Here is a 26,079-nt window from a genome sequence, read left to right as displayed (position 1 = left end):
GCTCTGATCCACTCCGTATGGATCATTCGGCCTACGCGTGATCCATCATCTGAGTGAGAACGTCTCGTACCCCGGCGTGGCACCGAGCGGATCCGCTCCGTCCGGTGTCCGGCCCGGCCCTTCTCGTTCGCGTGGCGCTGACCTGGCACTTTTGAGGGGAATCCCTGCGGGCGTGCGGACAGCCGCACCCGGAATGAGAGATTCCGATCCTGGCGGCCCCATACCGGAGGGCAAAGCTTGTCGCACGGACCTTGTCGAATGGGTGGCCAGGAAGCCCGCGAGGGGTGATCATGAGAGTCCAGAGCGCACTTCCCATGAGGAGGCACGGGTGGCCGAGACTCTGAAGAAGGGCAGCCGGGTTACCGGCGCCGCGCGCGACAAGCTCGCGGCAGACCTGAAGAAGAAGTACGACTCCGGTGCGAGCATCCGGGCGTTGGCCGAAGAGACCGGCCGCTCCTACGGATTCGTCCACCGGATGCTCAGCGAGTCCGGAGTCACGCTGCGGGGACGCGGCGGAGCTACGCGAGGCAAGAAGGCTTCGGCCTGATCGTCGAGGCTCCTTCGGTCCACCGGTTTCCACGGTGGCCACCCGGTCGGTCGCAGATGCGGCCGGGTGGTTACTGTGCAGTCACTTAACTTCGTATGCAAGTGACTGCACCCGAACCGGAGGCGCCCCATGACTTCGCTCGACTCTGTGCTCGACAAGGACGGCGTACGGCTCACCGTCGAGGACGCGGTTGCCACGGTGACCCTGACCAACCCGGACAAGCGCAACGCCCAATCTCCCGCTCTGTGGCGGGCGTTGGCGCAGGCGGGTCGGTCGTTGCCGGGCGACGTGCGGGTCGTGGTGCTGCGCGGCGAGGGCAAGTCCTTCTCCGCGGGGCTCGACCGGCAGGCGTTCACGCCCGAGGGCTTCGACGGCGAGCCGTCCTTCCTCGACCTCGCGCGCGGTTCCGACGCGGAACTCGACGCGATCATCGCCGAGTACCAGGAGGCGTTCACCTGGTGGCGCCGCAGTGACCTTGTCACCATTGCGGCCGTCCAGGGTCATGCGATCGGTGCCGGATTCCAGCTCGCCCTCGCCTGCGACCTCCGGGTCGTCGCGCAGGACGTGCAGTTCGCCATGCGCGAGACCAGCCTCGGGCTCGTCCCCGACCTCACGGGAACGCACCCGCTCGTCTCGCTCGTCGGCTGTGCCCGCGCGCTGGAGATCTGCGCCACCGGCCGCTTCGTCCGCGCCGAGGAGGCCGAGCGCACCGGCCTGGCCAACCTTGTCGTGCCCGGTGACGAGCTCGACAGCGCGGTACGGGACCTGGCGGCGGCACTGCTCGCGGCGCCGCGGGACGCGGTGATCGAGACCAAGGCGCTTCTTCAGGGTGTGAGTGGCCGCTCCTACGAGGAACAGCGCACCGCCGAGCGGGCGGCACAGGCGCGCCGGCTGCGCGACCTCGCCGGCATGGGCGACTGATCCGCCGGGTCCGCTGAGTCCGCGCGATCTGCCCGGTCCGCCGTGAGCGCGGCTCTTCTCACGCCTCCACGGCGGTGACCAGCACCGACACCGGGCGACCGTCCGCGAGCGCGGCCGTCACCGCCTCGCGGACCGCCCGGACCACCTCCAGCGGGCGGTGACCGCTCGCCGTCGCCACCTCGACACGCACATGGTCGGGGGCGAAGTGCACCGCCGTGCCCAGGGTCGCCGTCAGATGGGCGACGCCCGGGGCCCCGGACGCGGCCCATCCCACGGGACCCTTCGGGGCGGCGGGCTGTACCTCGGGTGGCGGAGCGCCCTGCGCGATTTCCGGACCTGCGTCCAATACGTCCGTCACCAGCAGATCCACCTCCGAGACCCTCAGATCCAGCAGGTTCTCCGCGGCAGTGAACAGCGAGGCACGCAGCACGGACGCCGCAACCGGGAGCGGCTCCCACGCCACCGCCGCGAAATCTGCCTCGATACGCAGCGGCCCCGGCGGCAGCGCGCTCGGCGGCGGCGGTACGGCGGGAGGGCCCGCCGCGTCCGGATCCACGAGCGCCAGCCGCAGCCTGCCCGGCGCCACCCCGGGCACCCCGGTCGCCACGCTCCGCAGAACCGTCTCGGCCGCCTGTTCCGCGAGCCACGCCCCGTCCGCCGCCTCGCCCAGCGGAAGCAGCCTGCCGAGCCCGAGACGACGCCGTACTGCATCAGCGGTGGTCATTGCTCCAGCGTGCCGCATCACCGGCGCGAGAGTGGGCAAGCGCACTTAATGTGGGGCAAAAGAGTCCAACTCGCCCGGAAAGGACATACGGCGATGACCGAGACCGCTCAGTGGAACCGGCCCGAGAAGCCCGGCGAGCCGTCGGGCTCGGGCGAGGAAACCAGGAAAACGTCCACGACCAAGCGCGGCGGCGGCGATCCCGCGACCCGCGGCCGTACCACCATCGCCGACGGCGTCGTCGAGAAGATCGCCGGGCTCGCCGCCCGCGATGTGGTCGGAGTCCATGCGATGGGCAGCGGCATCTCCCGCACCTTCGGCGCGGTCCGCGACCGGGTACCGGGCACCAGCAAGTCCAGCGTCACCCGCGGTGTGAAGGCCGAGGTCGGCGAGGTGCAGACGGCCCTCGACCTGGAGATCGTCGTCGACTACGGCGTCTCCATCACCGATGTCGCCGGCGCGGTCCGCGAGAACGTCATCGCCGCCGTGGAACGCATGACGGGACTCGAGGTCGTCGAGGTCAATATCGCGGTCAGCGATGTGAAACTGCCCGATGAGGAAGAGGAAGAGCCGGAGCAGCGTCTCCAATAGAGGAGCTCACGATGAGCATGGCTGTGGCCGGCATGATCGCCGGCTTGGCGCTCGGCTTCGCCGGATACTTCGGCGGATTCGGTGCCTTTCTGCTGGTCGCCGCACTCGGGGCGATCGGCTTCGTGGCAGGCCGGTTCCTGGACGGCGACTTCGAACCCGGCGACTTCTTCCGCGGTCGCGAGCGCGGCGACCGGCGGCGGTGAGCCGCGGTGGCCGCTGACCGCGTCGAAGCAGCCGAGCGCGGGGCGACCGCGATCGCCGACCGGGTCGTCGCGAAGATCGCCGCGCAGGCAGCGCGGGAGGCGCTCGACGTCGTACCGCAAGGCGCATCGGCACCCCGGGCCACGGTCACGGTGCACCATGGCATGGCCCGGGTCCGGGTCAGCGTGGAGCTCGACTACCCCTCCGACATCGGCGGGCAGTGCGGTTCGGTGCGTCACCACGTCACTCAGCGGGTAAGGGCGTTGGCGGGGATGGATGTGCCCGAGGTCGCGGTGCTGGTCGAGCGGCTGCACTCGGTGCACTCGCGCAAGGGGGCACACGGGAGGATCCGATGAGCGAGCCCGTACGGCCCGTACTCGATCTGGACCAGTCGGCGTCGGCTGCGGCCTACCATTCGCCAGGGCATGACGAGGGCGGCGGGGGCAGGGCAGGGCGCTTCTGGTCCAAGCGGAGGATCCCGGCCACTCTCGTGGCCCTGGTGGTGCTCGGTGGCGCGGGACTGCTGCTCTACGACATCGCGGCGGTACGAGCCGACAGGCCCGCCATGCACTGGCGCCGGGTATTCGCGGCGGACCTCGCGAAGTGGCGGCTGGACGAGCTGGGAGTGCTGGCCGTCGCGGTGGCCGCGATGGTCCTCGGTCTCTGCCTCGTGGTCATCGCCCTCACGCCCGGCCTTCGGGCGCTGCTGCCGATGCGGCGCGACGTCGCCTCCGTACGGGCGGGGCTGGACCGGGACGCCGCGGCGCTGGTTCTGCGGGACCGGGCGATGGAAATCTCCGGGGTGCAGTCCGTACGGGTCCGGATGGGGCGCACGAAAGTTTCCGTACGGGCCCTTTCACACTTCCGCGAACTCGACGACGTCCGGGCGGATCTGGACCTGGCGCTGGGCAGCGGCATCAAGGAACTCTGCCTCGCCAGGCCGCCCGCTCTGACCGTGCACGTCGCCCGGCCGTCGGCGAAGAAGAGGTGAGGGCGATGCTCGGCGTCATCAATCGCGTACTGCTCGGCCTGGCCGGGCTGGTGCTGCTGTGCGTGGGCGGCGGGGTGCTCGCGGCGGGGGCCGGATGGGCGGTGCCGTCCTGGTGGCCCTGGGACGGGCCGAACGACGTACTGCTGAGCAGAGCGGACCGCTACCGCTGGCGTGACGAGGGCTGGTGGTGGCCCGCGGTCATCGCCGCGCTCGCAGTGATCGTGCTCCTCGCCCTGTGGTGGCTGATCGCCCAACTGCGGCGCGCCCGGCTTGCGGAGGTGCTCGTGGACAGCGGCGACGGGGAGGGCGCGCTGCTGCGGGGGAGGGCGCTGGAGGGCGTCCTGGAGAGCGAGGCTGAGTCCCTGGAGGGCGTGTCCCGCGCCCATGTCACCCTGACGGGCCACCGCAGCACGCCGTCTGCGCGGGTCGCGCTCCTCCTGGAGCCGCACGCGTCCCCCGGGGAGTCGCTGCAGCGGCTGACGGATGAGGCGGTGGGCCACGCGAGGGACTCGGCGGGGCTGGAGGTGCTGCCGGCGGAGGTACGGCTGAGGGCGGCGAAGCACGGTGCGCAGCGGGTGAGTTGACGCGTTCCCGCACCCCGCCGAGCCAGGGTCGGCATCGCGGCTGCCGGGCCTGGCGGCCGCGATGCCGCCGCAGCCATGCCCACCCCATACTGACCGGCGGGGCACCGGCCGGAGGCGCGTTCGCTGCAAGGCCCTTGGCGGATCGCGAACGAGCCACCACGCAGCGCACCGCGCCGACTCGTCAGAAGCCGTGGCGCGCGCCCCCGTCCACCGGGAGCATGACGCCCGTCAGGTACGACGCCGCCGGTGACAACAGGAACGCCGCCGTGTTGCCGAACTCCTCCGGCGTGCCGTAGCGGCGCAGCGGGATACGGGACTCGTTCGCCGTGCGCGCCGCCTCCGCGTCGCCCGACAAGGCGTCGAGTTCGCGGACGCGGTCCGTGTCGATGCGGGAGGGGAGCAGGCCGACGACCCGGATGCCCTGGGGGCCCAGTTCGTCCGCGAGGGACTTCGCGAAGCCCGCCAGGCCGGGGCGGAGGCCGTTGGAGATCGTCAGGCCGGGGATCGGTTCGTGGACCGAGGCGGACAGGACGAAGCCGATCACGCCGCCCTCGTCCAGCGCCGCCGCTGCCGTGCGGGCCAGCCGTACTGCGCCCAGGAACACCGCTTCGAACGCCGCGAGCCACTGCTCGTCCGTGTTGTCCGCAACGAAGCCCGGCGCCGGGCCGCCGACGCTGATCAGGATGCCGTCGAAGCGCCCGAAGTGCGCCCGCGCCGCGGCGACGAGGCGTTCCGCGCCCGCCGGGTCGGAGTTGTCCGCGGCGATGCCGATGGCGTTCGGGCCCAGCTCGGCCGCCGCGTCCGCGACCGACTTCTTGTCGCGCCCGGTGATGACGACGTTCGCGCCGTCGGCCACAAGTGCCCGCGCCGACGCGTTTCCCAGCCCCCGCGACGCACCCGTGACGACATAGACACGGTCTTTCAGTCCAAGATCCATGGGCCTATCCTGCCGTCTCCTCCCCGGCCAGCGCGAGGGCCGAGACGACCAGCCCGATATGGCTGAACGCCTGGGGGAAGTTCCCCACCTGCCGGCCGGCCACGGGGTCGTACTCCTCGGCCAGCAGCCCGACGTCGTTGCGCAGGGCGAGCAGCCGCTCGAACAGCTCCCGCGCCTCCTTCACACGCCCCGTCAGCCGCAGCGCGTCGACCAGCCAGAACGAGCAGGCCAGGAACGCCCCTTCCCCTCCCGGCAGCCCGTCCACAGTCCCGCTGTCGGTGCTGTAGCGGCGTACGAGACCTCCCGTCCCCAACTCCTCGCGCACCGCGTCCACCGTCCCGATCACCCTCGGATCGTCCGGCGGCAGAAAGCCGACCCGGGGGATCAGCAGTGCCGCCGCGTCGAGTTCGACGGAGCCGTACGACTGCGTGAAGGTGTTCCGCACCGGGTCGAACCCCTTCTCGCACACCTCCCGGTGCACCTCGTCACGCATCGCGCGCCACCGGTCCGCGTCGCCGTTCAGCGAACGATTCCCCTCCAGCGTGCGCACGGCACGGTCCGCCGCCACCCAGGCCATCACCTTGGAGTGCACGAAGTGGCGCCGGGGACCCCGGACTTCCCACAGACCCTCGTCCGGCTCGCGCCACATGGACTCCAGGAAGCCGAGCAGGCTGAGCTGCACATTCCAGGCGTGCTTCTCCGCGGGCATACCCGCCTGTCTGGACACGAAGAGGGAGTCGAGCACTTCTCCGTACACATCGAGCTGCAACTGCTTGACCGCCTCGTTGCCGGTGCGGACCGGCGCGGAGCCCGCGTAGCCGCTCAGCCACTCCAGCTCCGTCTCGGGCAGCCGGCGCTCGCCCGACAGCCCGTACATGATCTGCAGATCCGCCGGGTCTCCGGCAACCGCCCGCAGCAGCCAGTTGCGCCAGGCCCAGGCTTCCTCCTGATAACCCGCCATCACCAGTGCGCCCAGCGTGAGGGTGGCATCCCGCAGCCAGCAGTACCGGTAGTCCCAGTTGCGTACGCCGCCGAGCTCCTCCGGCAGGGACGTGGTCGGCGCGGCGACGATGCCGCCGGTCGGGGCGTAGGTGAGCGCCCGCAGCGTGATGAGCGAGCGGACCACGGCCTCGCGGTAGGGACCCCCGCCCCGGCAGCGCCGGGACCACAGGGTCCAGTCCTCCACGCTGCTCTTTAGTGCTTCGTACGGGTCGATGAACGTCGGCCGCGGTTCGTGCGAGGGATGCCAGGTCAGGACGAACGCCACCGACTCTCCCTCGCCGACCGTGAACGACGTGCGGGTGCTGTACTCGTGCCCCCACGTCTTGACGCTCGGCTCACTGCGCAGCCATACGGAGTCGGGGCCCGCGACCGCCACATGGTGACCCTCCGCCCGCCGCATCCAGGGCACCACGGAGCCGAAGTCGAAGCGCAGCCGCAGCGTGCCGCTCATCTCGACCGAGCCGCTCACGCCCTCCACGATGCGGACGACGTCGGGGGCCGTGTCGCGCTGCGGCATGAAGTCGATGACCTTGACCGTGCCGGTACGCGTCTCCCACACCGTTTCGAGGACGAGTGATTCCCCGACGTAGCCGCGGCGGGTGCACAGATCCGCGCCCTGGGGCGCGATTGTCCAGTGGCCGTTGTCCTTGTTCCCGAGCAGCGCGGCGAAGCAGGCCGCGGAGTCGAAGCGGGGCAGGCACAGCCAGTCGATGGAGCCGTTTCTTCCCACCAGCGCGGCGGTCTGGAGATCGCCGATGAGGGCGTAGTCCTCGATGCGTAGGGTCACGCTTTCGCGTGTTCCCGTCCGGCGCGGTGATTAAGCAGCCACGGAGCTGCGCCCGCGGCCGGGGTCAGGCGTTCGCGGGGGCCTGTTCCGGTGCCGTTTGTGCCTCGGCGGCCTCGCGGTCGCGCTTCTCGCGGCGTACGAGAATCACCCAGCCGACGGGTACCGCCGCGGTGAACAGCCACCACTGGACGGCGTACGCCATGTGCGAACCGATCGAGTCGTGGTCGGGGTCCGGGATCAGTTCGGGGCTGCTGCCGGCCGGCGTGGGCGCGGTCTGCTCCAGATAGCCGCCGAGCACGGTGCGGCCCAGCACCTTCGCCTGCAGCGCGCTGCTGATCAGCATGATCTGGCGGGGCGGCAGTCCGGCCAGGTCCTTGATGCCGCTGGCCTCCGTCGTCTCGTCGGCCTTGAGCCTGCCGGTCACCGTCACCGTGCCCTTGGGGGCGGGCGGCACCGAGGGGAAGGCCTTCTGGTCGGCGGCCGTCGGGATCCAGCCGCGGTTGATCAGGACGGCCCGGCCGTCGGCGAGGACGAGCGGGGTCAGGACATGGAAGCCGACGCGCTCGTCGGCGGAGGTGCGGCGGCGTACGACGACTTCGTGTGCGGTGTCGAAGACGCCGGTGGCGGTGACGCGGCGCCAGTAGTCGCCGCTCGGGACGGTGTGTCCGGGGGAGGTGAGCTCGGTCACGGGGACGGGCTTCGCCCGGACGTTCTTCGCGATCAGTGTGTTCTGCGCGACCCGGTGCTGGTGCCGGTGGAGCTGCCAGAAGCCCAGCTCGATCATCGTGGGGATGAGGACGAGGCCGATGAGGGTGAGGATCACCCACTGGCGGGACAACAGGAAGCGGTACACGGCTTCGACCGTACCCGCCGCGGACCCGGGCCCGGACGGGGGGGCCCGCCCGGGGCCCGTGAACCCCGCTGTCGCGGGGAACGGAGCACGCCCCGCGGCGGCGGGGTGCTGGGTGACCGGGGCGCCTCACGATCGCGGCCTGAAACGCTCCGGGCGGTCAGACCACCAGCGCCGCGTGCAGCGCACTGAACGCCTCACGAAGTTCCAACGAGGCGATCGGATCGATCTCCATCTGCAAGTGACACACGTCGTCGTCGCCGTTGGGAGTCAAGCGAATGAAAAAGGCGAAACCGTCCCCGACTGGCTCTGCCTTCAACGTCAGCGGATTGTTGCGACCGTGAGTCACCGCCGCCGAAAAGCGCCCACCCGACGGTGCGCGCAGGTGAGTTAGCAGCCGCGCCACGAAGTCCATGGCCTCCCCATCGCTGAGATCCGCAGTGAAGTCAGCTGTCAGCCAGGAACACCAATCTGCGGTGATCTGCCAGCTATCCCTACCGGTCCGAGCCAGTTCCAGCCAGATGTCATCGTTGCCGAGGCGTATCCGCGGCTGCTCCATCTCGCCCTCCGACATCCGTGGCCTGAGCTCAAGATCTTATGGGGCAGATCTCCGACGTCGGAAGTCGTCGCACGTCAGCCATCTCGCAGCAAACCGGCGAAGCTTCCCGGTCAGAGCACTGGACCGAGCCCCGATCCTGACTGAGGACCAGGTCGACGAGATCCTTGAACTAGTGAATCTGAAGGACAGAGGTGAGGTCGGGCTGAGCTCCATGGCCGCTACGCTGACTGGGTAGAACCCCGAGCCGGCAGTGCGCCGTCAGCTTGCCAGCGCCTTCCCTGCCCTCAACGATGCCGCTTATGACACGTTGCGAAGTGTGTGGGAACGACTACGAGCTTGCGTTCACCGTGGAGACCAAGGACGGTGCGCGGCACGTTTTCGACTCGTTCGCCTGCGCCATTCACCGCATGGCGCCGATCTGTGAGCACTGCCGAGTCCAGATCATCGGACAGGGCGTCGAGGCCGAGGGCCACTGGTACTGCGGAGCGCACTGCGCCCGCGCTGAAGGGAAGACGGGCATCGTGGACAAGGTAGGCAGCGTGACCGGATAGACCAGGGAACAGCAGGGCGCCCTCCCACATGGGAGGGGCCCTCAGTGTTTGTCAGGCCGTGAGGAAAACGGGCTCCGCTCGTGCGGGGTCGAACCGACCGCCGCGGCTCTTGGCCGGGTGGATGATCACCGCCCGCAGGACCTTCCGGACGATGATCCGCTGACGCTCGATGGACAGGTTCTCCCAGCCCTTCGTCAGCAGTTCTTCCGTGATGGAACGCGTGCCGACCGGGACCGTGTGGTACACCCTGTCTGCCAGCAGTTCGTTCTTCCGAGCGTTCAGGTCATCGAGTGCCGTGACGTACGAGGCGGCACGGACCTTCTTAGCCGTCCAGAGTTCCTGAAGTTCCGTGATCTCCTCCTCCACGTCCCTGAGCGCAGCCTCACCAGCCCACGGCTGGGCCGTCTCCGGGACCTGCTTGCTCGCCCTGAGCTTGTTCTTTATGGTCTGACCTGGTCACAACAGTAGGCTGCCGGACGCCGAGATGGCGGAGGTCTGCAGGAGACCCGCACCGGCCGGAATGAGTCGAGGAGCCGATGCAGCAACGGCGGGCAGTCTCCCCCGAGAAGCGGTACGAGCAGCTGGTCGCGCAGTTCGCGGAGCTGGACGGGGTGACCATCCCTGGCGACGAACCGGGACGGGAGGGAAAGTTCGGCGCTGCTGCGCTCAAGGTCGGCGGGAAGATTTTCGCGATGCTCGCGCAGGGCCGTCTGGTGGTGAAGCTCCCGCGGGCCCGAGTCGACGAGCTGGTGGATGCCGGTGAGGGTGAGCGCTTCGACCCGGGGCACGGGCGGCTCATGCGCGAGTGGCTCAGCCTGGACCCCGGCTCGGAGCTCAGCTGGGACGGACTGGCCCGTGAGGCCCTGGACTTCCTCAACCCTGCCCACTGACCCGCACAAGGACGGCTTCCCAGCCCATGGCGACCCGCAGGCCGCCGATCCGGCGGCAGCGCGTAGCGATCGTGGGCGTCTCAGCTTGTTCTTATGGTCTGACCTCGAACGATGCCCCGAACGTGATCCCCCGTACGTGGATTCCGGGGACGTGAACACGGTCCATCTGCTCGAAGTCGGGGCGCTTGACGTTGCGCTTGAAGGCGCTGAGGTTGTTGTCCTCATACCACTCGGCGGGCGAGTCGCGTCCGGTTCACTCCGATGCGGGTGCCGGGGCCACGTCCCGCAACAGCTGGGTGAAGGCGGCCTCGTCGACGACCGGCGTGCCGTACGACCGCGCCTTGACCGTCTTCGACGTCGAGGCCCCGGGATCGTTGGTCACCAGGAGGCTCGTCAGCCGGGACACGCTCGTCGCGACATGCAGGCCCGCCTCGATCGCCCGGTCCTCCAGCAGCTCGCGGTCGACGGAGGTGTCGCCGGAGAAGGCCACCCGCATGCCCTGCGCGAGCGGCCCGCCCACCTGGTACCGCCCCGGGTTGGGGTAGGGGCAGGCGGGGCGTTTGCGTGACGGCCGCCAGCTGCTTTGCCCGTACGCGCTCCGGCCGTACGAAGGCTGGTGGCCGATCCGCGGGGTGGCGGGCGAGTCCGACCACTCGGTCAGCGGACGGCATTCGAGCAGCGGCAGCCGCACCCCGTCCCGCGCCGCGGTGTGCAGACTCGGCCGGAACGCCTCGGCCAGCACGCGTGCGTCGTCCAGGGCGTGGTGCGCCCGCTGCTGTACGACTCCGAAGTGCGCGGCGAGCGACTCCAGCTTGTGGTTGGGCAGCGGCAGTCGCAGCTCCTTGGAGAGCGCGATGGTGCACAGCCGCTGCCGGGTGGGCGCGGTGGCGCTCGCTCGCGCGTACTCCCGGGCGATCATCGACCAGTCGAAGATCGCGTTGTGTGCGACGAGGACCCGGCCGTCGAGCCGCTCGGAGAACTCCTCGGCGATATCACCGAAGAGCGGTGCGCCTTCCAGCACATCGCTCGTCAGACCGTGGATCCACACCGGACCCGGATCCCGTTCCGGGTTGACGAGGGTGTACCAGTGGTCCTCGACATCGCCGAGGGCGTCGAGACGGTACACAGCAGCGGAGATTATCCGGTCGTCGCGGGCGAGTCCGGTGGTCTCCACGTCGACGACCGCGTATCCCCGGGGATACGCGGCCGGCCACGCTGCAGCTGCGGTTGTACGGTCGTCGAGCATGGTCACAGAGAATACGGGCCCGCACTGACAACTCCGGACGGTCCCGGCCGGCCGGTCCGGCGTTGCGACGAGGTGCCCGGCCGGGCGCTGTTCCGGGCCGCCGTCGTCAACGGGCCCCGGAGGCAGGCGAGGTACGGCCCGTGCCGCCCGCCCGGGTGTCACCTGACCGTGTGGCGTGCGCGGGTGGCGCGAGCAGTGCGCTCACCAACGCCTTGACGGAAGCGGCGAACAGCTTCTCCGGGTCGGCGGGCCGCGCCAGCGCGCGGGCCAACGCCGGGTCGTCCTCCGCCGGGTCGTGCTCCACCGTCCTGCCCTCCCACAGCTCCTGTTCCCCGGGCGACTGGACCGGCGAGCGTTCCCGGTTGCGCTCGACGAGTACGAAGCCGACGACCTGGAACTGGACGGCGCGCACCGCCTCGGCCGCGCGAGCACCGCGCAGCCCGGCGGCGTGCATTTCGTGGACGAGCGACTGCTGCGCGGGCAGGAACATCCGTTCCGTGAGCCCCCGTTCATGGACCATCGCGATCAGATGGGGGCGCTCGCGCAGCTCACGGCGCAGCCGCCGGGCGACCGAGACGATGCGCTGCCCGGGGGTACGGCCGACGGGCCGGATCGCGCCCATCTCATGGACCGTCCGCTCGACCAGTGCGTCGAGGAGCGACTCGCGATTGCCGACGTGCCAGTAGATCGAGGTGACGGCGGTGCCGAGTTCGGCGGCGAGCTTGCGCATGGTGAGGGCCGCAGGACCGTGCTGCTTGACGAGCGAGGCGGCCGCTTGGAGTACCTCTTCGCGGGTCAGCGCGGTTCTCGGCATGGTGCCTCCAACTCCGGTGCTTGCACGGCTCTTTACCCTTCATCGCGCTCGGTGTAACTGTGTTACAGGCCGACTGACGAAGGGCGGTACGACATGGCACGCGTACGGTACGGCGCGCGCACCGGGGCGGAGATCGCCGCGGCCCGCGCATCGAGCTCCAGGCTTCCCGACATCTGGTCCACCGGCGTCGTGGCGGTGTGGGAGAGCGACCCCGACGCGGTGGCCGCCGTACTTCCGCCGCCGCTCAAACCCACCGAACGGCCCCTGGTGCGGGCCAGTATCAGCAAGGTCGACCTGCCCGGCTATCCGCTCGGTGCCGGCTCGGTGGCCGTGGCCGCGCTGCACGACGGGCGTGAGGGCTGGTACCCCCTCGTCATGCCGATGACTCATGAGCGCGCACTGATCGGCGGACGGGAGGTCTTCGGCGAGCCGAAGAAGCTGGGTGAGGTCGGTGTCGAGCGCGACGGCCCGGTCGTACGGGCCGTGCTCGCCCGGCACGGCATCGCCTTCGTCGAGGTGCGCGGCGCGGTGGACGGCCCGCTTCCGCTGCCCGAACCGGCCGAGAAGCTCGACTTCTACTTCAAGTTCCTGCCCGCGGTCGACGGACAGGGCTTCGAGGCCGACCCCGTCCTCGTGCACTGCACGCGTAACGAGAAGTTCCGCAGGCTGGAGAAGCTCAGCGGCGATGTGGTGCTGCGCGAGTCGGTGTACGACCCCGTCGCGGACCTGCCCGTGCGGCGCGTCGTCGAGCTCACCGTCGGCGAGAAGACCTCCGACCAGAAGGGCAGGGTGGCCGAGCGGGTCAGCGCCCAGGCGCTTCTTCCCTACATCCACCAGCGCTACGACGACCCGCAGCAGATCCTCGACGGTCCGCCGGACGGGAGCGTGTGATGCGGCTGAGGCAGGGACAGGTCGCCGTTGTCACGGGCGCGGCGAGCGGCATCGGGCTCGCCATGGCGCGGCGGTTCGCAGCCGAGAAACTGGCGGTCGTGCTCGCGGACGTCGAGGAGCAGGCCCTGTGCAAGGCGGCGAACGAACTCGCCGCGGACGGCGCGCGGGTGCTGGCGCACACGGTCGACGTGGCGGACCGCGCCTGCGTCTTCGAGCTCGCGGACGCCGCGTACGAGACCTTCGGCGCCGTCCATGTGCTGTGCAACAACGCCGGCGTCGGCTCCGGCGCCGAGGGCCGGATGTGGGAGCACGAGCCCAACGACTGGAAATGGGCCTTCGCCGTCAACGTCTGGGGTGTCTTCCACGGCATCCAGGCCTTCGTGCCGCGCATGATCGCGAGTGGTGAGCCGGGCCATGTCGTCAACACCTCGTCCGGCGACGGTGGGATCGCGCCCCTGCCCACCGCGTCCGTGTACGCGGTCACCAAGTCGGCGGTGGTGACGATGACGGAGTCGCTGTACGCGCACCTGAAGGCGGAGCACGCGCGCGTGGGTGCGTCCGTCCTCTTCCCCGGGCCGCACATGCTGCGCACCGGCCTGTGGGAGTCGCACCGCAACAGGCCCCAGCGGTACGCGAAGGAGCGCCCGCGCAAGGCGCCGTACCGCACCCTCGACCAGTGGGAGAGGGCGATGAAGGAGGCCGGCCACGAGGTGCGGTTCACCCCGGCCGAGGAGGTCGCCGGCTTCGTCGTGGACTCGATCCGCGCCGACCGTTTCTGGATGCTGCCCGCGAGCGAGCACAGCGACCGGCAGATCCGTGCCAGATCGCAGTCGATGCTCGACCGCACGGACCCGTCGTACCTGGAAAGCTTCATTCTCGACTGAGGGACACCTGATGTCAGACGTGAGGTCAGACCCGTACCTGATCGTTTCCTCCGACTGCCACGCCGGACTGCCGACCGAGCAGTACCGGCCCTATCTGGAGTCCCGCTTTCACCGGGACTTCGACGACTTCCTCGCCGGGCAGGGCCGCCGCCGCGAGGAGATGACCCGGCTCGGCGTACGCAACGAAGCCTTCGCAGACACCTGGTTCAAGGACAACGAGGAAGGTCTCAGGGGCGGTTGGGACTCTGCCCAGCGGCTCAGGGAGCTCGACGGCGACGGAGTGGCGGCCGAGGTCGTCTTCCCCGACGCGGACGCCGTCGACAGCCGGACGGCCGCGCCCTTCGGAGTGGGGCTCGGCCTCTCGGGCGACCAGGACCCCGAGCTCGGCATGGCGGGCGCCCAGGCGCACAACCGCTGGCTCGCCGAATTCGTCGGTGGGCACGCCGACAACGCGGCGCGCCACTGCGGTGTCGCCCTGCTGCCCATCACGGCGGAGCCCGCGAAGGTCGTCGCCGAGATCCACCGGGCCAGGGAATCCGGGCTCGGAGCGCTGATGATCCCCTCGATGTGGGTCGACAAGAAGCCGTACCACGACCGGCGTTACGACCCGGTGTGGGCGGCCGCCGCGGAGACCGGGATGCCGGTGGTCACCCACTCCGGCGCGGCGCCGCGCCACGAGTACGGCGACCATCTCGGCATCTATGTCTCCGAGGTCACCTGGTGGCCGGCGCGGCCGCTGTGGTTCCTGCTCTGGTCCGGCGTCTTCGAGCGCCACCCCGGCCTGAAGTTCGGCGTCGCCGAGTCCGGTTGCTGGTGGCTTCCCAACCAGCTGTGGTTCATGGACCGGCTCTATCTCGGCGCGCACGGCGGCAAGAAGCTCTCGCCCTTCGCCGAGCTGAAGCGGCCGCCGAGCGAGTATCTGGACCGGCAGATCTTCATCTGCGCCACCAACACCAAGCGGCGCGAACTCGCTCAGCGCTACGAGATCGGCGTCGACAACATCCTTTGGGGCAGCGACTTCCCGCACCCCGAGGGCACCTGGCCAGCCACGCGCGCGTGGCTGGCGAAAACTTTCCACGACATCCCCGTCGCCGAGACCCGCCGCATACTGGGCCTGGCCGCGGCGGACGTCTTCGGCTTCGACACCGAAAAGCTCGCCCCGATCGCCCGGCGCATCGGCCCGTCCCCGGCCGAACTGGGCCAGTGCGAGGACCAGTCGGCCGTCGAGGCATCCTGGGCGAGGTCGCGGGAGGTGGGCCGCCACTGGCTGACCGAGCACGACTTCCCGGTCCTGGGAGCCTCGTCATGAGAGACGGAACCGACCGCTACACCGTCATCTCGGCCGACTGTCACGCCGGGGCCGATCTCCTCGACTACAAGCCGTATCTGGAGAAGACGTACCACGACGACTTCGACGCCTGGGCGGCCACATACGTCAACCCGTACGAGGATCTGCTCGCCGACACCGCCGACCGGAACTGGAACTCGGAGCGCCGCATCCATGAGCTGGAGGCCGACGGCATCGTGGCCGAGGTCGTCTTCCCCAACACCATCCCGCCGTTCTTCCCCAGCGCCTCGCTGATGGCCCTGGCGCCCACGCGCGCGGAGTACGAACAGCGCTGGGCCGGGCTGCGCGCCCACAACCGCTGGCTCGCCGACTTCTGCGCCCAGGCTCCCGGGCGGCGGGCGGGCGTCGCGCAGATCCTGCTCAACGACGTCGACGAGGCGGTCCGCGAGATCCGCCGCACCGGCCGGGCGGGCCTCACCGGCGGGATCCTGCTGCCGGGCACACCACCGGGCTCGGGTCTTCCCGAGCTCTACTCGCAGACGTACGACCCGATCTGGGCGGTGTGTGACGAGCTCGGCATACCCGTCAACCACCACGGCGGCTCGGCGTCCCCGCCGCTGGGTGAAGAGCCGGCGGCCCGCGCGGTGTTCATGGTGGAGACGACCTGGTTCTCCCACCGTGCCCTGTGGCATCTGATCTTCGGCGGGGCCTTCCGCCGCCACCCGGAGTTGAAGCTGGTCCTCACCGAACAGGGCTCGGGCTGGATCCCGGGCGTGCTCGACATGCTCGACTACTACCACGCGCGTCTGGTGGCCGCCGCGACGAGAGCCGCCACCGCGGAGTCCAAGTTCGGCGCGGGGCTGGCCGCTTGGATGGGCAGGGGCCCCAGCGAGGTCTGGCGCGAGAACTGCTTCGTCGGCGCGAGCTTCATGCGCCCGCACGAAGTGCCGCTGCGCGACCGGATCGGCCTCGACAAGATCATGTGGGGCTGCGACTATCCGCACGACGAAGGCACCACCCCCTACTCCCGTGAAGGCCTCCGCATCGCCTACGCGGGGCTGCCGAGGAACGAGATCGCGGCGATGGCCGGCGGCAACGCCGCCCGCGTCTACGGCTTCGACCTGGGCCTCCTCGACCCCATCGCGGCCAAGGTCGGCCCGACGGTCGAGGAGATCGCCGAGCCTCTGACCGAGATCCCGGCGGCGGCGACCAGCCCCGCGTTCGCCCGGGGCGGGTCGGTACGCGTCTGGTGAGGGGGAGGGTGAGACCCTCCCGTGGTGACCGACACACCGCACGACGAAGCCCACGGCGGGGCTCTCGGCACGCGCCTCAACTGGCTGCGTGCCGCGGTCCTCGGTGCCAACGACGGGGTCGTGTCCACCGCGGGCCTCGTCGTCGGCGTGGCAGGCGCCACCGAATCGCGCGCCGCCCTCCTCACGGCAGGCATTGCCGGGCTGCTGGCCGGGTCGATGTCCATGGCCGCCGGTGAGTACGTCTCCGTCTCCACCCAGCGCGACTCCGAGAAGGCGGCCCTGGCCATGGAGCGGCGCGAGCTGCGTGAGCAGCCTGAGGAGGAACTGGAGGAACTGGCCGGTCTGTTGGTGGCCCGCGGCCTGTCGCAGGAGGTGGCCCGCGAAGCCGCCGAGCAGCTCACCGCGCGCGACGCCCTGCGCGCTCACGCGCGCGTGGAGCTCGGCTTCGACCCTGACCAGCTGGCCGAGCCGTGGCACGCGGCGGGCGCGAGCTTCCTGGCGTTCACGGTGGGCGCGCTGCTGCCGCTGCTCGCGATCGTGCTCCCGCCCTCGTGGCTGCGCCTGCCGGTCACGGTCCTCTCGGTCCTCGCGGCCCTGGCCCTCACGGGCTGGTGGAGCGCCCGCCTGGGCGCCGCGTCGGCCCGGCCGGCCGTGCTGCGGAACATGGGCGGGGGAGCACTGGCGATGGCGGTCACCTATGGGGCGGGATCTCTGCTCGGCGCGGTGGGGGTTTGAGGGGCGCGTTGGCGGAAGTCACCAACTGCAGCTGACAAGTCGTCTCGCATACTTGTTGGTAACAACATCTAGCCGCGGCCCTGCCCCGCCTCTACGGTGCCCGCATGCCGAATCTGCCCGATGTCGTGCTCTGGTCAATACCCGCCTTCGTGCTGCTCACCGCCCTGGAGATCGTGAGCTACCGGATCCATCCCGACGAGGACGCCGCAGGCTACGAGACCAAGGACGCCGCCACCAGCATCGGTATGGGTCTCGGCAGTCTCGCCTTCGACTTCTTCTGGAAGATCCCGATCGTCGCGATCTACACCGCGGTGTACGAGCTCACCCCGGCCCGTGTCCCCGTCCTGTGGTGGACCGTGCTGCTGATGCTGCTCGCACAGGACCTCTTCTACTACTGGTCCCACCGCGGCCACCATGTCATCCGGATCCTGTGGGCCTGCCATGTCGTCCACCACTCCAGCCGGAAGTTCAACCTCAGCACCGCACTGCGCCAGCCCTGGACGAGCCTGACCGTCTGGCCGTTCTACCTGCCGCTCATCGCGTGCGGGGTGCATCCCGCCGCGCTCGCCTTCTGCTCCTCCGCCAACCTCGTCTACCAGTTCTGGGTGCACACGGAACGGATCGACAAGCTGCCGCGCCCCTTCGAGTACGTACTGAACACGCCCTCCCACCACCGGGTGCACCACGCGTCCCAAGGCGGCTACCTGGACCGGAACTTCGGCGGGATCCTCATCCTGTGGGACCGGCTCTTCGGGTCCTTCGCGCCGGAGACCGAGCGGCCGGTCTTCGGGCTCACCAAGAACATCGACACCTACAACCCGCTGCGGGTCGCCACTCACGAGTACGCGGCCATCGCACGGGACGTACGGGCGGCGAGCACCTGGCGTGAGAGGGCCGGGCGGGTCCTGCGAGGACCGGGCTGGCAGCCGAGCCCCGGCCCCGAGGTGCCGACAACGGCCGTGGAGCCTGCCGCGTGAGCGCGCCGGAACGCCCAGGCGTGCCCGGTGAAGCACTGGCCGCCACCTCGTCCTCCCGGGGCCGCGGCTCCAGCCGCCTGCGGGCCGGCGGGCTCTCGCGCTCTCCGACGTCATGGGAACCGGGCACCACGCCGCCATCGGCGCGGGCGTCGCCAAGGGCTCCACCGTCGCGGCCGTAGGCACGGGCCGCGGACACGCGAAGGGCCGGGCGCTGTGCACACGTGCACAGCGCCCGGCCACCCCTGAACTCCTGAGCTGTCAGCGGCGAACCGCGTCCAGCGCGTCCGCGACACCAGTGCCGTAGAAGCTGTTGTCGCGCCTGCCGCCCTCGCACACCGCGTCAACGGTGCCGTCGCCGTTGATGTCGTACGGGTTCGTGCAGGCCGTGTCGTCCGCCTCCGCGTACAGCAGGGCCTTCACGGCCGCCGCCGAAGCGTGCGGGTGCCGTGACTTGATGAGCGCGACGACGCCCGAGACATGCGGCGAGGCCATCGACGTACCGGCCTTGTAGCCGTACTTGCCGCCCGGCAGCGTGGACAGGATGCGGCCGTCGACGGCCGGCGCGTCCGGCTTCTGGAAGGCGGTCGAGTCACCGCCGGGGGCGGAGATGTCGATGACGCCGAGACCGTAGTTGGAGTACGAGGACTTCAGGTTCTTCGCACCCAGCGCGGAGACGGTGACGACCCCGGGAATCTGGGTCGGAATGTCCAGGCACTCACGGGGGTTGACGACCCGCGTGCCCGGGGTGGTGTCGTTCGGGCTCGTCGTGTCGGTGAGCTCGTCGGCTGCCAGGTCCATCCTGGAGTTGCCGGCCGCGGCGACGTTCACCACGCCCTTGCGCTCCGCGTAGCCGATGGCCCGGCGGTGCGCCTCGACGAGAGCCCCCTGGTCGAGGTCGTTCTTGCAGTTGAACAGCCACGGGTCGGTGTAGTAGCTGTTGTTGGTCACGTCGACGCCGTGCTCGGCGGCCCATACGAAGCCGCAGACGACGGCCTCCGTGTAGAAGAAGCCGTCCGTTGTGGCCACCTTGATGCCGGAGACCTTGACGCCCGGGGCGACACCCGTGATGCCGACACCGTTCTTGGCCGCGGCGATCGTGCCCGCGACGTGCGTGCCGTGGTCGCTCTCGTTGGCGGCCGGCCGCCAGGAGCCCGGTGTCGTATCGGGCTTGCCGCTCACACAGTTGGCGGACGCCGCGACGTCGAAGTTGGGCGCGAGATCGGGGTGGGTGTCGTCCACACCGGTGTCGATGACCGCGACCGTGACCTTCTTGCTGCCCAGCGTCTTCTCATGTGCCTTGTCCGCCTTGATGGCGGGCAGGTCCCACTGAAGGGGCTCCATCGGGTCCTGACCGGCTTCCGCCTGCGCGGCCGCGGTCTTCGCCTCGGCGGCGGTCAGCGGACGCTCGGAGTCGATCGCCGTGTCGCTCGCGGGGGCGATCGGCGCGGTGCGCGTCGCGCCGGCCGAGGCCACGCCACGGACCTGACGGATCGTCGGGGCGAAGTCGGGGTTCTGCGAGTGGACGACGACGACGCCTATCTGGTCATAGGCGATCACCACCGTGCCGCCCGCCTTGGCTATCGCCTTCTTCACCGCTTTGGCGGTGCCGTGCCCGCCCTTGACGTTCACGACGTACGAGAGCTTCGGGCCGTCCGTCACGACCGCGACGGGTACTTCGTCCGTTTGCGCCGCCGAGGCCGCTCCCGCGGGAAGGAAACCGAGCGAGGCCGTGAGCGCCAGCCCTGCGGGCAGAGCGAGTGCGCGCCGCCGTCTGGATCCCAGATGAGCCATGGGTTCTCCACATCATCCGTGTCAACCGCCCAGACCCCTGTGAAATGGGCGGGTACATGACCAGCGAAGCTATCGCCGATCATGGGCCGCCATCAATGAGTTTCTGGAAGAAACCGGGAAGAAAAAGGCCGATGTTGAACCGGTCCGGCGTGCTCTCCGTGCCGTTGTCAGGGAGTGGAGCAACATCAAAACCACCCCCGACGACCGAGGTCGTCCCCCACCCCACCGCACCCGCGTCGCGAGGAGATTCCGTGGCCACCGATGCACCGCCGCCCAAGGGCGGTACGGACACCAGCCCCGCTCAGCCCACGACAGAGTCGTTCGTCGAGGTGCAGGAGAGTGCGGAATTCGGCGAACTGCGCCGCACATACCGCTCCTTCGCCTTTCCCCTGACCGTCGCTTTCATCGCCTGGTACCTGCTCTACGTACTGCTGTCCAACTACGCCGGCGGCTTCATGGGCACCAAGCTCCTCGGCAATATCAATGTCGCCCTCGTCTTCGGACTCGCCCAGTTCGCCACCACGTTCCTCATCGCCTGGCTCTACTCGCGTCACGCGGCCCGCAAGCTCGACCCCAAGGCCGAGGCGATCAAGTCCCGTATGGAGGACGACGCATGAGCGCCGCGTATGCCGCACATCCCACGGTCCAACTCGCCGCCGACGGGGCGAGCGAGCACCGGCCGCTGATCATCACGCTCTTCGCGTGCTTCGTCGTCGCCACCCTGGTCATCACCGTGTGGGCCGGACGGCAGACCAAGAACGCCGCCGACTTCTACGCGGGCGGCCGCCAGTTCACCGGTTTCCAGAACGGCCTCGCGGTCTCCGGCGACTACATGTCGGCCGCGTCCTTCCTCGGTATCGCGGGCGCCATCGCCCTCTTCGGCTACGACGGCTTCCTCTACTCGATCGGCTTTCTGGTCGCCTGGCTGGTAGCGCTGTTGCTGGTCGCCGAACCGCTGCGCAACTCGGGGCGCTACACAATGGGCGACGTCCTCGCCTACCGGATGCGCCAGCGCCCGGTCCGTACCGCCGCCGGCACCTCCACCATCGTCGTCTCGATCTTCTATCTGCTGGCGCAGATGGCGGGCGCGGGCGTGCTGGTCTCGCTGCTGCTCGGCATCACCAGCGACGCGGGCAAGATCGCGATCGTCGCCCTGGTCGGCGTACTGATGATCGTGTACGTGACCATCGGCGGCATGAAGGGCACCACCTGGGTGCAGATGGTCAAGGCTGTGCTGCTGATCTCGGGCACAGTCCTCATCACCTTCCTGATCCTGCTGAAGTTCAACTTCAACCTCTCCGACCTGCTCGGCAAAGCGGCCGAGAACAGTGGAAAGGGAGCGTCGTTCCTGGAGCCGGGACTCAAGTACGGCAAGACGGGCACATCGAAGCTGGACTTCATCTCGCTCGGCATCGCCCTGGTGCTCGGCACGGCGGGACTGCCGCACATCCTGATCCGCTTCTACACCGTGCCCACCGCCAAGGCAGCCCGTAAGTCGGTCAACTGGGCCATCGGCATCATCGGCGCGTTCTACCTGATGACCATCGTGCTCGGCTTCGGCGCCGCGGCCCTGCTCAAGCCCGGCGACATCATCGCCTCCAACAAGGCGGGCAATACGGCGGCGCCACTGGCGGCGCTGGAGATCGGCGGCGGCTCCGGTTCCACCGGAGGGTCCGTCCTGCTGGCGGTGATCTCCGCGGTCGCCTTCGCCACCATCCTGGCCGTGGTCGCGGGTCTGACCCTCGCCTCCTCGTCCTCCTTCGCGCACGACATCTACGCCAACGTCATCCGCAAGGGTGAGGCAACCGAGAAGGAGGAGGTCCGGGCGGCCCGCTGGGCGACGGTCGCCATCGGCATCGTCTCCATCGCGCTCGGCGCGCTGGCCCGCGATCTGAATGTTGCCGGTCTGGTCGCTCTCGCCTTCGCGGTCGCCGCGTCCGCGAACCTGCCAACCATCCTCTACAGCCTGTTCTGGAAGAGGTTCACCACGCAGGGTGCGCTGTGGTCCATCTACGGCGGTCTGACCTCGGCCGTGGTGCTGGTGCTCTTCTCGCCGGTCGTCTCCGGCAAGCCCACCTCGATGTTCAAGGGCGCGGACTTCTACTGGTTCCCGCTGGAGAACCCGGGCATCGTCTCGATCCCGCTGGGCTTCCTGCTCGGCTGGCTCGGCACCGTGCTGTCCAAGGAGGAACCCGACAAGGGCAAGTACGCGGAGCTGGAGGTCAAGTCCCTGACCGGCACCGGAGCACACTGAGCGAGCGGGATCGCAGGAGTCCGGCCGCGGTCGCGTCGTAGAGTCCTACGACGCGGCCGCACCGCACCTCGTGACAATCGGGCCCCGTGCGTTGTCGGTGCCCTGGCGTAGGCTCGGTAGCAATAAGATCCGTTGAACCGGGGAGGGGGCCCACAGTGCTCATCGACACCTATGGCCGTGTGGCCACTGACCTGCGTGTTTCACTCACCGACCGCTGCAATCTGCGGTGTACGTACTGCATGCCCGAAGAAGGCCTGCAGTGGCTCGCCAAGCCCGATCTGCTCAGTGACGACGAGATTGTCCGGCTGATCCGTATTGCCGTCACCGATCTCGGCATCACCGAGGTCCGCTTCACCGGCGGGGAGCCGCTGCTGCGGCCCGGCCTGGTCGGGATCGTGGAGCGCTGCGCCGCTCTCGCACCCCGCCCCACGATGTCCCTGACCACCAATGGCATAGGTCTCAAGCGCACCGCGGCCGCCCTCAAGGCCGCGGGCCTGGACCGGGTCAATGTCTCGCTGGACACTTTGCGGCCCGAGGTCTTCAAGACCCTCACGCGCCGCGACCGCCACCACGACGTGCTGGACGGCCTGGAGGCCGCCCGCGAGGCGGGCCTCACTCCGGTCAAGGTCAACACGGTCCTGATGCCGGGCCTCAATGACGACGAGGCCCCCGAGCTGCTGGCCTGGGCCGTGGCCCATGACTACGAGCTGCGCTTCATCGAGCAGATGCCACTGGACGCCCAGCACGGCTGGAAGCGCGACGGCATGATTACCGCGGGCGACATCCTGGAGTCGCTGCGTACGCGCTTCACCCTCACCGCCGAGGGCGAGCAGGAGCGCGGTTCCGCGCCCGCCGAGCGCTGGATCGTGGACGGCGGGCCGCACCGCGTCGGAGTCATCGCCTCCGTCACCCGCCCCTTCTGCTCCGCCTGCGACCGCACCCGGCTCACCGCCGACGGCCAGGTGCGCACCTGCCTGTTCGCCCGGGAGGAGACGGACCTGCGGGCAGCGCTGCGCTCGGACGCGCCTGACGAGGAGATCGCCCGCATATGGAAGCTGGCGATGTGGGGCAAGAAGGCAGGCTCGGGCCTCGACGACCCGTCGTTCCTGCAGCCCGACCGCCCGATGTCGGCGATCGGCGGCTGAGCGCGAGCCCCTCGCGAACCCCTAGGGATGTTGTTCGCGCTCCCACTCCTCCAGCGTGACGACATCCTTCAGAAAGCCGCGCAGGCCAAGGAAGTTGGAGAGGTGCTCGCGGTGCTCGTCACAGGCGAGCCAGGTCTTGCGGCGCTCCGGAGTGTGCAGCTTCGGGTTGTTCCACGCGAGCACCCAGACAGCCTCGGCGCGGCAGCCCTTCGCGGAGCAGATCGGGGTCTCATCACTCACACGTGCATCCGTACGGAAATAGCGATCACATGGCGACGCCGAGCAGCCACGGGGGGAGCTGCCCGGCGTCGGTCCGTCGCTCCGACGGGGGATGCGGAGCGCCTACGAAGTATGTCACGGGGAGTGGGGTCAGGTGCACAGGAACTTCATGATTGATCTGAGCTTTTCCTGAGCTTCCGGAGCCCCTGAATCAGCTCTGCGCCCGCCCCTGAGCCTTGGGCCCGGCTCCACCGGCTTCCGGCTCCCCTTCCGCGGGGGCGGGCGTGGGGGCGGGCGTGATCATCGGCCGGGACGGGGCGGGGACGAACGTGGGGAGCGCCGAAGGGGCGTTTTCCCGGCCCGCGTTGGCGATCACCACGGCGATATAGGGGAGAATCCCACCGAGCACCAGCGCCACGATCGCCACAGGGCGTTCCACATTCCACAGCACCGCGGCAAGGATCACGGCCACGGTGCGGACCGACATCGAGATCACATAGCGGCGCTGCCGTCCGCGCACATCGTCCGCGAGGCCCTGGCGTGCTCCCGTGATCCGGAAGACCTCCGCGTCGCCGTGCTTCCGCATCACGTTCCACCACCCGATTTCCGCGTCGGAACGCTCCCCGGTCCTGACGCCTTCCACCGTACGCCGCACATCGGACACCTACGAGACCGGGGCGGGGACCCAACTGCGTGCCGGTGCTGCGCCACGGCCCGTACGGCCGCATCCGACATGCGCCGTACGGAGGCCGGACCGAGACTGACTGCGTAACTGCTCACGCCGAGCCGTACGAGGAGGCAGCCATGGGCTGGTTGTGGGCGATCATCGTGGGATTTGTGCTCGGTCTGATCGCCAAGGCGATCATCCCCGGCAAACAGCACAGTCCGCTCTGGCTGACCACCATTTTCGGCATCATCGGCGCCTTGATCGGCAATGCGCTGGCGCGCGGGTTCGGCATCGACGAGACGAGCGGCATCGACTGGGGGCGCCACGTACTCCAGCTCGCGGCGGCCGTGGTGATCGTGTTTCTGGGCGACATGGCCTACACCGCCGTGCGCGGCAACAGACAGCGAGCCTGAGCGCCGAAAAGGGCTCCGCCCCGAACCCCGGCAGCGCGGGGGTTCGGGGCGGAGCCCTGAATGATGACGGTCAGCCCGTGGTGACCTCGACCGCGGCCAGGTTCTTCTTGCCCCGGCGCAGCACCAGCCAGCGGCCGTGCAGCAGATCCTCAGGCGCCGGCACCGCGTCCTCCGCGGCGACCTTGACGTTGTTCACGTAGGCCCCGCCCTCCTTGACGGTGCGGCGGGCGGCCGACTTGCTGGCCACAAGACCCACCTCCGCGAACAGGTCCACGACCGGAGCCAGCTCGGCGACCCGGGCGTGCGGCAGCTCGGAGAGCGCAGCGCGCAGCGTCGGCTCGTCCAGCCCGGCCAGCTCGCCCTGCCCGAACAGCGCCTTCGAGGCATTGACGACGGCCGCGCACTCGTCCTCGCCGTGCACGAGTGTCGTCAGCTCCTCCGCCAGCGCCCGCTGCGCGGCACGCGCCTGCGGCCGCTCCTCCGTCAGCGTCTCCAGCCCCTCGATCTCCTCGCGGGACTTGAAGCTGAAGATCCGGAGGAACTTGGAGACGTCCCGGTCGTCCGCGTTCAGCCAGAACTGGTAGAAGGCGTACGGAGTCGTACGCTCCGGGTCGAGCCAGACTGTGCCGGTCTCCGTCTTGCCGAACTTCGTACCGTCCGCCTTGGTGATCAGCGGGGTGGCCAGCGCATGCACCTCCGCCTCCGGCACGACCCGGTGGATCAGGTCGGTGCCCGCGGTCAGATTGCCCCACTGGTCGCTGCCGCCGGTCTGCAGTGTGCAGCCGTACCGCCGGTTCAGCTCCAGGAAGTCCATGCCTTGCAGGATCTGGTAGCTGAACTCGGTGTAGCTGATGCCCGCGTCGGAGTTCAGCCGCCGGGCGACCGCCTCCTTGGCGATCATCTTGTTGACCCGGAAGTACTTGCCGACGTCGCGCAGGAAGTCGATCGCCGACAGGCCCGCCGTCCAGTCCAGGTTGTTGACCATGGTCGCGGCGTGGGGGCCCTCGAAGTCGAGGAAGCGCTCGATCTGCCCGCGCAGCCGCTCCACCCAGCCCGCGACGACCTCCGGCGCGTTGAGCGTGCGCTCGGAGTTCGGCTTCGGGTCACCGATCAGTCCGGTGGCGCCGCCGACCAGACCCAGCGGGCGGTTTCCCGCCAGCTGGATCCGGCGCATGGTGAGAATCTGGACCAGATTGCCCAGGTGCAGGCTGGGCGCGGTCGGGTCGAAGCCGCAATAGAACGTGACGGGACCGTCCGCGAACGCCTTGCGCAATGCGTCCTCGTCAGTGGAGAGGGCGATCAGCCCACGCCACTGCAGTTCGTCGACGATGTCCGTCACGTCTCTCGCGTCTCCTTCGATGTGCAGCGTT

General features: G+C 69.6%; 31 protein-coding genes. 19 read left to right on the top strand and 12 right to left on the bottom strand.

The window, feature by feature from the left end:
* Positions 1-328: 328 nt before the first annotated feature.
* Complete coding sequence (locus FBY35_RS25815) at positions 329-547, top strand: helix-turn-helix domain-containing protein (RefSeq protein ID WP_019060653.1); 219 nt, start codon at positions 329-331, stop codon at positions 545-547.
* A 129-nt stretch (positions 548-676) separates the two neighbouring features.
* Entirely contained in the window at positions 677-1,468 is a 792-nt protein-coding gene (locus FBY35_RS25810; RefSeq protein WP_142216368.1) for an enoyl-CoA hydratase/isomerase family protein, read from the top strand.
* A gap of 58 nt (positions 1,469-1,526) precedes the next feature.
* Here FBY35_RS25810 and FBY35_RS25805 read toward each other — a convergent pair whose 3' ends face one another.
* A complete protein-coding gene (locus FBY35_RS25805) occupies positions 1,527-2,192 on the bottom strand; it encodes a hypothetical protein (protein WP_186357068.1) in 666 nt (221 codons plus the stop codon).
* Positions 2,193-2,285: 93 nt separating this feature from the next.
* Here FBY35_RS25805 and FBY35_RS25800 point away from each other — a divergent pair, with 93 nt between their 5' ends.
* From FBY35_RS25800 to amaP, 5 genes are read left to right on the top strand one after another with little or no spacing between them, the layout of a single operon-like run.
* Positions 2,286-2,780, top strand: coding sequence for an Asp23/Gls24 family envelope stress response protein (locus FBY35_RS25800; protein ID WP_142216367.1), 495 nt, complete (start codon positions 2,286-2,288; stop codon positions 2,778-2,780).
* Between the two features lie 11 nt (positions 2,781-2,791).
* On the top strand, positions 2,792-2,983 hold the full coding sequence (locus FBY35_RS25795; RefSeq protein ID WP_142216366.1) for a hypothetical protein: 192 nt from the start codon (positions 2,792-2,794) through the stop codon (positions 2,981-2,983).
* Between the two features lie 6 nt (positions 2,984-2,989).
* Entirely contained in the window at positions 2,990-3,337 is a 348-nt protein-coding gene (locus FBY35_RS25790) for a hypothetical protein (RefSeq protein ID WP_142216365.1), read from the top strand.
* Entirely contained in the window at positions 3,334-3,972 is a 639-nt protein-coding gene (locus FBY35_RS25785) for a DUF6286 domain-containing protein (protein WP_142216364.1), read from the top strand. The genes FBY35_RS25790 and FBY35_RS25785 overlap by 4 nt, the downstream gene beginning before the upstream one ends.
* A gap of 5 nt (positions 3,973-3,977) precedes the next feature.
* Complete coding sequence (gene amaP / locus FBY35_RS25780) at positions 3,978-4,556, top strand: alkaline shock response membrane anchor protein AmaP (protein ID WP_186357067.1); 579 nt, start codon at positions 3,978-3,980, stop codon at positions 4,554-4,556.
* 181 nt (positions 4,557-4,737) lie between these two features.
* Here amaP and FBY35_RS25775 read toward each other — a convergent pair whose 3' ends face one another.
* The 4 genes from FBY35_RS25775 to FBY35_RS25760 form a co-directional block, all read right to left on the bottom strand.
* Positions 4,738-5,493, bottom strand: a complete 756-nt coding sequence (locus FBY35_RS25775) for an SDR family oxidoreductase (protein ID WP_142216362.1) — start codon at positions 5,491-5,493, stop codon at positions 4,738-4,740.
* Between the two features lie 4 nt (positions 5,494-5,497).
* A complete protein-coding gene (locus FBY35_RS25770) occupies positions 5,498-7,282 on the bottom strand; it encodes a glycoside hydrolase family 15 protein (protein WP_142216361.1) in 1,785 nt (594 codons plus the stop codon).
* A gap of 64 nt (positions 7,283-7,346) precedes the next feature.
* The gene (locus tag FBY35_RS25765; RefSeq protein WP_142216360.1) at positions 7,347-8,135 is read right to left on the bottom strand and encodes an SURF1 family protein; all 789 of its coding nucleotides are present in this window, start codon (positions 8,133-8,135) and stop codon (positions 7,347-7,349) included.
* 157 nt (positions 8,136-8,292) lie between these two features.
* Entirely contained in the window at positions 8,293-8,691 is a 399-nt protein-coding gene (locus tag FBY35_RS25760; RefSeq protein ID WP_142216359.1) for a hypothetical protein, read from the bottom strand.
* Positions 8,692-8,990: 299 nt separating this feature from the next.
* On the opposite strand from FBY35_RS25760, the gene FBY35_RS25755 reads away from it, so the two are divergent.
* Positions 8,991-9,242 carry a hypothetical protein gene (locus tag FBY35_RS25755; protein WP_142216358.1) on the top strand — a complete coding sequence of 84 codons (252 nt, stop codon included), beginning with the start codon at positions 8,991-8,993 and terminating at the stop codon, positions 9,240-9,242.
* A 51-nt stretch (positions 9,243-9,293) separates the two neighbouring features.
* On the opposite strand, the gene FBY35_RS25750 is transcribed toward FBY35_RS25755, so the two are convergent.
* A complete protein-coding gene (locus FBY35_RS25750) occupies positions 9,294-9,608 on the bottom strand; it encodes a hypothetical protein (protein ID WP_142216357.1) in 315 nt (104 codons plus the stop codon).
* 170 nt (positions 9,609-9,778) lie between these two features.
* On the opposite strand from FBY35_RS25750, the gene FBY35_RS25745 reads away from it, so the two are divergent.
* Positions 9,779-10,132, top strand: a complete 354-nt coding sequence (locus FBY35_RS25745; RefSeq protein WP_142216356.1) for an MmcQ/YjbR family DNA-binding protein — start codon at positions 9,779-9,781, stop codon at positions 10,130-10,132.
* Between the two features lie 253 nt (positions 10,133-10,385).
* Here FBY35_RS25745 and FBY35_RS25740 read toward each other — a convergent pair whose 3' ends face one another.
* Together FBY35_RS25740 and FBY35_RS25735 are read right to left on the bottom strand one after the other, a co-directional pair.
* Complete coding sequence (locus tag FBY35_RS25740) at positions 10,386-11,378, bottom strand: DEDDh family exonuclease (RefSeq protein ID WP_142216355.1); 993 nt, start codon at positions 11,376-11,378, stop codon at positions 10,386-10,388.
* A 106-nt stretch (positions 11,379-11,484) separates the two neighbouring features.
* Positions 11,485-12,192: a TetR/AcrR family transcriptional regulator gene (locus FBY35_RS25735; protein WP_142216354.1), complete on the bottom strand. Its 708-nt coding sequence runs from the start codon at positions 12,190-12,192 to the stop codon at positions 11,485-11,487.
* A 93-nt stretch (positions 12,193-12,285) separates the two neighbouring features.
* Between FBY35_RS25735 and FBY35_RS25730 the strand changes: the two genes are divergently transcribed.
* From FBY35_RS25730 to FBY35_RS25705, 6 genes are all read left to right on the top strand, one after another.
* Positions 12,286-13,083, top strand: a complete 798-nt coding sequence (locus FBY35_RS25730) for an acetoacetate decarboxylase family protein (RefSeq protein WP_142216353.1) — start codon at positions 12,286-12,288, stop codon at positions 13,081-13,083.
* On the top strand, positions 13,083-13,967 hold the full coding sequence (locus FBY35_RS25725; protein WP_142216352.1) for an SDR family NAD(P)-dependent oxidoreductase: 885 nt from the start codon (positions 13,083-13,085) through the stop codon (positions 13,965-13,967). Before FBY35_RS25730 ends, FBY35_RS25725 begins: the two co-directional genes overlap by 1 nt.
* A gap of 10 nt (positions 13,968-13,977) precedes the next feature.
* Entirely contained in the window at positions 13,978-15,276 is a 1,299-nt protein-coding gene (locus tag FBY35_RS25720; RefSeq protein ID WP_142216351.1) for an amidohydrolase family protein, read from the top strand.
* Positions 15,273-16,508, top strand: coding sequence for an amidohydrolase family protein (locus tag FBY35_RS25715; RefSeq protein ID WP_142216350.1), 1,236 nt, complete (start codon positions 15,273-15,275; stop codon positions 16,506-16,508). Before FBY35_RS25720 ends, FBY35_RS25715 begins: the two co-directional genes overlap by 4 nt.
* Before the next feature lie 24 nt (positions 16,509-16,532).
* Positions 16,533-17,243: a VIT family protein gene (locus FBY35_RS25710; RefSeq protein WP_142216349.1), complete on the top strand. Its 711-nt coding sequence runs from the start codon at positions 16,533-16,535 to the stop codon at positions 17,241-17,243.
* A 104-nt stretch (positions 17,244-17,347) separates the two neighbouring features.
* Positions 17,348-18,220: a sterol desaturase family protein gene (locus FBY35_RS25705; RefSeq protein WP_142216348.1), complete on the top strand. Its 873-nt coding sequence runs from the start codon at positions 17,348-17,350 to the stop codon at positions 18,218-18,220.
* Positions 18,221-18,478: 258 nt separating this feature from the next.
* Here FBY35_RS25705 and FBY35_RS25700 read toward each other — a convergent pair whose 3' ends face one another.
* Positions 18,479-20,011, bottom strand: coding sequence for a S8 family serine peptidase (locus tag FBY35_RS25700; protein WP_142216347.1), 1,533 nt, complete (start codon positions 20,009-20,011; stop codon positions 18,479-18,481).
* Between the two features lie 251 nt (positions 20,012-20,262).
* On the opposite strand from FBY35_RS25700, the gene FBY35_RS25695 reads away from it, so the two are divergent.
* The 3 genes from FBY35_RS25695 (at position 20,263) to moaA (ending at position 23,410) form a co-directional block, all read left to right on the top strand.
* Positions 20,263-20,628 (top strand): DUF485 domain-containing protein, encoded by a 366-nt coding sequence (locus FBY35_RS25695; RefSeq protein ID WP_142216346.1) that lies wholly within the window; start codon positions 20,263-20,265, stop codon positions 20,626-20,628.
* Complete coding sequence (locus FBY35_RS25690) at positions 20,625-22,265, top strand: cation acetate symporter (RefSeq protein ID WP_142216345.1); 1,641 nt, start codon at positions 20,625-20,627, stop codon at positions 22,263-22,265. Before FBY35_RS25695 ends, FBY35_RS25690 begins: the two co-directional genes overlap by 4 nt.
* A 155-nt stretch (positions 22,266-22,420) precedes the next feature.
* Positions 22,421-23,410: a GTP 3',8-cyclase MoaA gene (moaA, locus tag FBY35_RS25685; RefSeq protein WP_142216344.1), complete on the top strand. Its 990-nt coding sequence runs from the start codon at positions 22,421-22,423 to the stop codon at positions 23,408-23,410.
* Positions 23,411-23,431: 21 nt separating this feature from the next.
* Here the strand turns inward: moaA and FBY35_RS25680 are convergent, their stop codons facing one another.
* Positions 23,432-23,650: a hypothetical protein gene (locus tag FBY35_RS25680; protein WP_142216343.1), complete on the bottom strand. Its 219-nt coding sequence runs from the start codon at positions 23,648-23,650 to the stop codon at positions 23,432-23,434.
* 190 nt (positions 23,651-23,840) lie between these two features.
* A complete protein-coding gene (locus FBY35_RS25675; protein WP_142218164.1) occupies positions 23,841-24,215 on the bottom strand; it encodes a DUF3099 domain-containing protein in 375 nt (124 codons plus the stop codon).
* Between the two features lie 218 nt (positions 24,216-24,433).
* Between FBY35_RS25675 and FBY35_RS25670 the strand changes: the two genes are divergently transcribed.
* Positions 24,434-24,709, top strand: coding sequence for a GlsB/YeaQ/YmgE family stress response membrane protein (locus tag FBY35_RS25670; protein WP_142218163.1), 276 nt, complete (start codon positions 24,434-24,436; stop codon positions 24,707-24,709).
* Positions 24,710-24,779: 70 nt separating this feature from the next.
* Here FBY35_RS25670 and tyrS read toward each other — a convergent pair whose 3' ends face one another.
* On the bottom strand, positions 24,780-26,048 hold the full coding sequence (gene tyrS / locus FBY35_RS25665) for a tyrosine--tRNA ligase (protein WP_142216342.1): 1,269 nt from the start codon (positions 26,046-26,048) through the stop codon (positions 24,780-24,782).
* Positions 26,049-26,079: the final 31 nt, after the last annotated feature.

It is taken from the genome of Streptomyces sp. SLBN-118, assembly GCF_006715635.1.
Taxonomy (GTDB): Bacteria; Actinomycetota; Actinomycetes; order Streptomycetales; family Streptomycetaceae; genus Streptomyces.
The sequence above is the reverse complement of the archived record's forward strand: the minus strand, read 5'-3'. Positions and strand labels throughout refer to the sequence as shown.

What these genes read in the sequence shown, in the direction of transcription:
- FBY35_RS25670 (WP_142218163.1), top strand. Translation starts at nt 24,434, where the DNA reads ATGGGCTGGTTGTGGGCGATCATCGTGGGATTTGTGCTCGGTCTGATC.
- FBY35_RS25675 (WP_142218164.1), bottom strand. Translation starts at nt 24,215, where the DNA reads ATGCGGAAGCACGGCGACGCGGAGGTCTTCCGGATCACGGGAGCACGC.
- amaP (WP_186357067.1), top strand. Translation starts at nt 3,978, where the DNA reads ATGCTCGGCGTCATCAATCGCGTACTGCTCGGCCTGGCCGGGCTGGTG.
- FBY35_RS25720 (WP_142216351.1), top strand. Translation starts at nt 13,978, where the DNA reads ATGTCAGACGTGAGGTCAGACCCGTACCTGATCGTTTCCTCCGACTGC.
- FBY35_RS25800 (WP_142216367.1), top strand. Translation starts at nt 2,286, where the DNA reads ATGACCGAGACCGCTCAGTGGAACCGGCCCGAGAAGCCCGGCGAGCCG.
- FBY35_RS25745 (WP_142216356.1), top strand. Translation starts at nt 9,779, where the DNA reads ATGCAGCAACGGCGGGCAGTCTCCCCCGAGAAGCGGTACGAGCAGCTG.
- FBY35_RS25715 (WP_142216350.1), top strand. Translation starts at nt 15,273, where the DNA reads ATGAGAGACGGAACCGACCGCTACACCGTCATCTCGGCCGACTGTCAC.
- FBY35_RS25735 (WP_142216354.1), bottom strand. Translation starts at nt 12,192, where the DNA reads ATGCCGAGAACCGCGCTGACCCGCGAAGAGGTACTCCAAGCGGCCGCC.
- FBY35_RS25700 (WP_142216347.1), bottom strand. Translation starts at nt 20,011, where the DNA reads ATGGCTCATCTGGGATCCAGACGGCGGCGCGCACTCGCTCTGCCCGCA.
- FBY35_RS25725 (WP_142216352.1), top strand. Translation starts at nt 13,083, where the DNA reads ATGCGGCTGAGGCAGGGACAGGTCGCCGTTGTCACGGGCGCGGCGAGC.
- FBY35_RS25785 (WP_142216364.1), top strand. Translation starts at nt 3,334, where the DNA reads ATGAGCGAGCCCGTACGGCCCGTACTCGATCTGGACCAGTCGGCGTCG.
- FBY35_RS25775 (WP_142216362.1), bottom strand. Translation starts at nt 5,493, where the DNA reads ATGGATCTTGGACTGAAAGACCGTGTCTATGTCGTCACGGGTGCGTCG.
- FBY35_RS25730 (WP_142216353.1), top strand. Translation starts at nt 12,286, where the DNA reads ATGGCACGCGTACGGTACGGCGCGCGCACCGGGGCGGAGATCGCCGCG.
- FBY35_RS25810 (WP_142216368.1), top strand. Translation starts at nt 677, where the DNA reads ATGACTTCGCTCGACTCTGTGCTCGACAAGGACGGCGTACGGCTCACC.
- FBY35_RS25755 (WP_142216358.1), top strand. Translation starts at nt 8,991, where the DNA reads ATGACACGTTGCGAAGTGTGTGGGAACGACTACGAGCTTGCGTTCACC.
- FBY35_RS25690 (WP_142216345.1), top strand. Translation starts at nt 20,625, where the DNA reads ATGAGCGCCGCGTATGCCGCACATCCCACGGTCCAACTCGCCGCCGAC.
- FBY35_RS25760 (WP_142216359.1), bottom strand. Translation starts at nt 8,691, where the DNA reads ATGGAGCAGCCGCGGATACGCCTCGGCAACGATGACATCTGGCTGGAA.
- FBY35_RS25740 (WP_142216355.1), bottom strand. Translation starts at nt 11,378, where the DNA reads ATGCTCGACGACCGTACAACCGCAGCTGCAGCGTGGCCGGCCGCGTAT.
- FBY35_RS25805 (WP_186357068.1), bottom strand. Translation starts at nt 2,192, where the DNA reads ATGACCACCGCTGATGCAGTACGGCGTCGTCTCGGGCTCGGCAGGCTG.
- FBY35_RS25795 (WP_142216366.1), top strand. Translation starts at nt 2,792, where the DNA reads ATGAGCATGGCTGTGGCCGGCATGATCGCCGGCTTGGCGCTCGGCTTC.
- FBY35_RS25705 (WP_142216348.1), top strand. Translation starts at nt 17,348, where the DNA reads ATGCCGAATCTGCCCGATGTCGTGCTCTGGTCAATACCCGCCTTCGTG.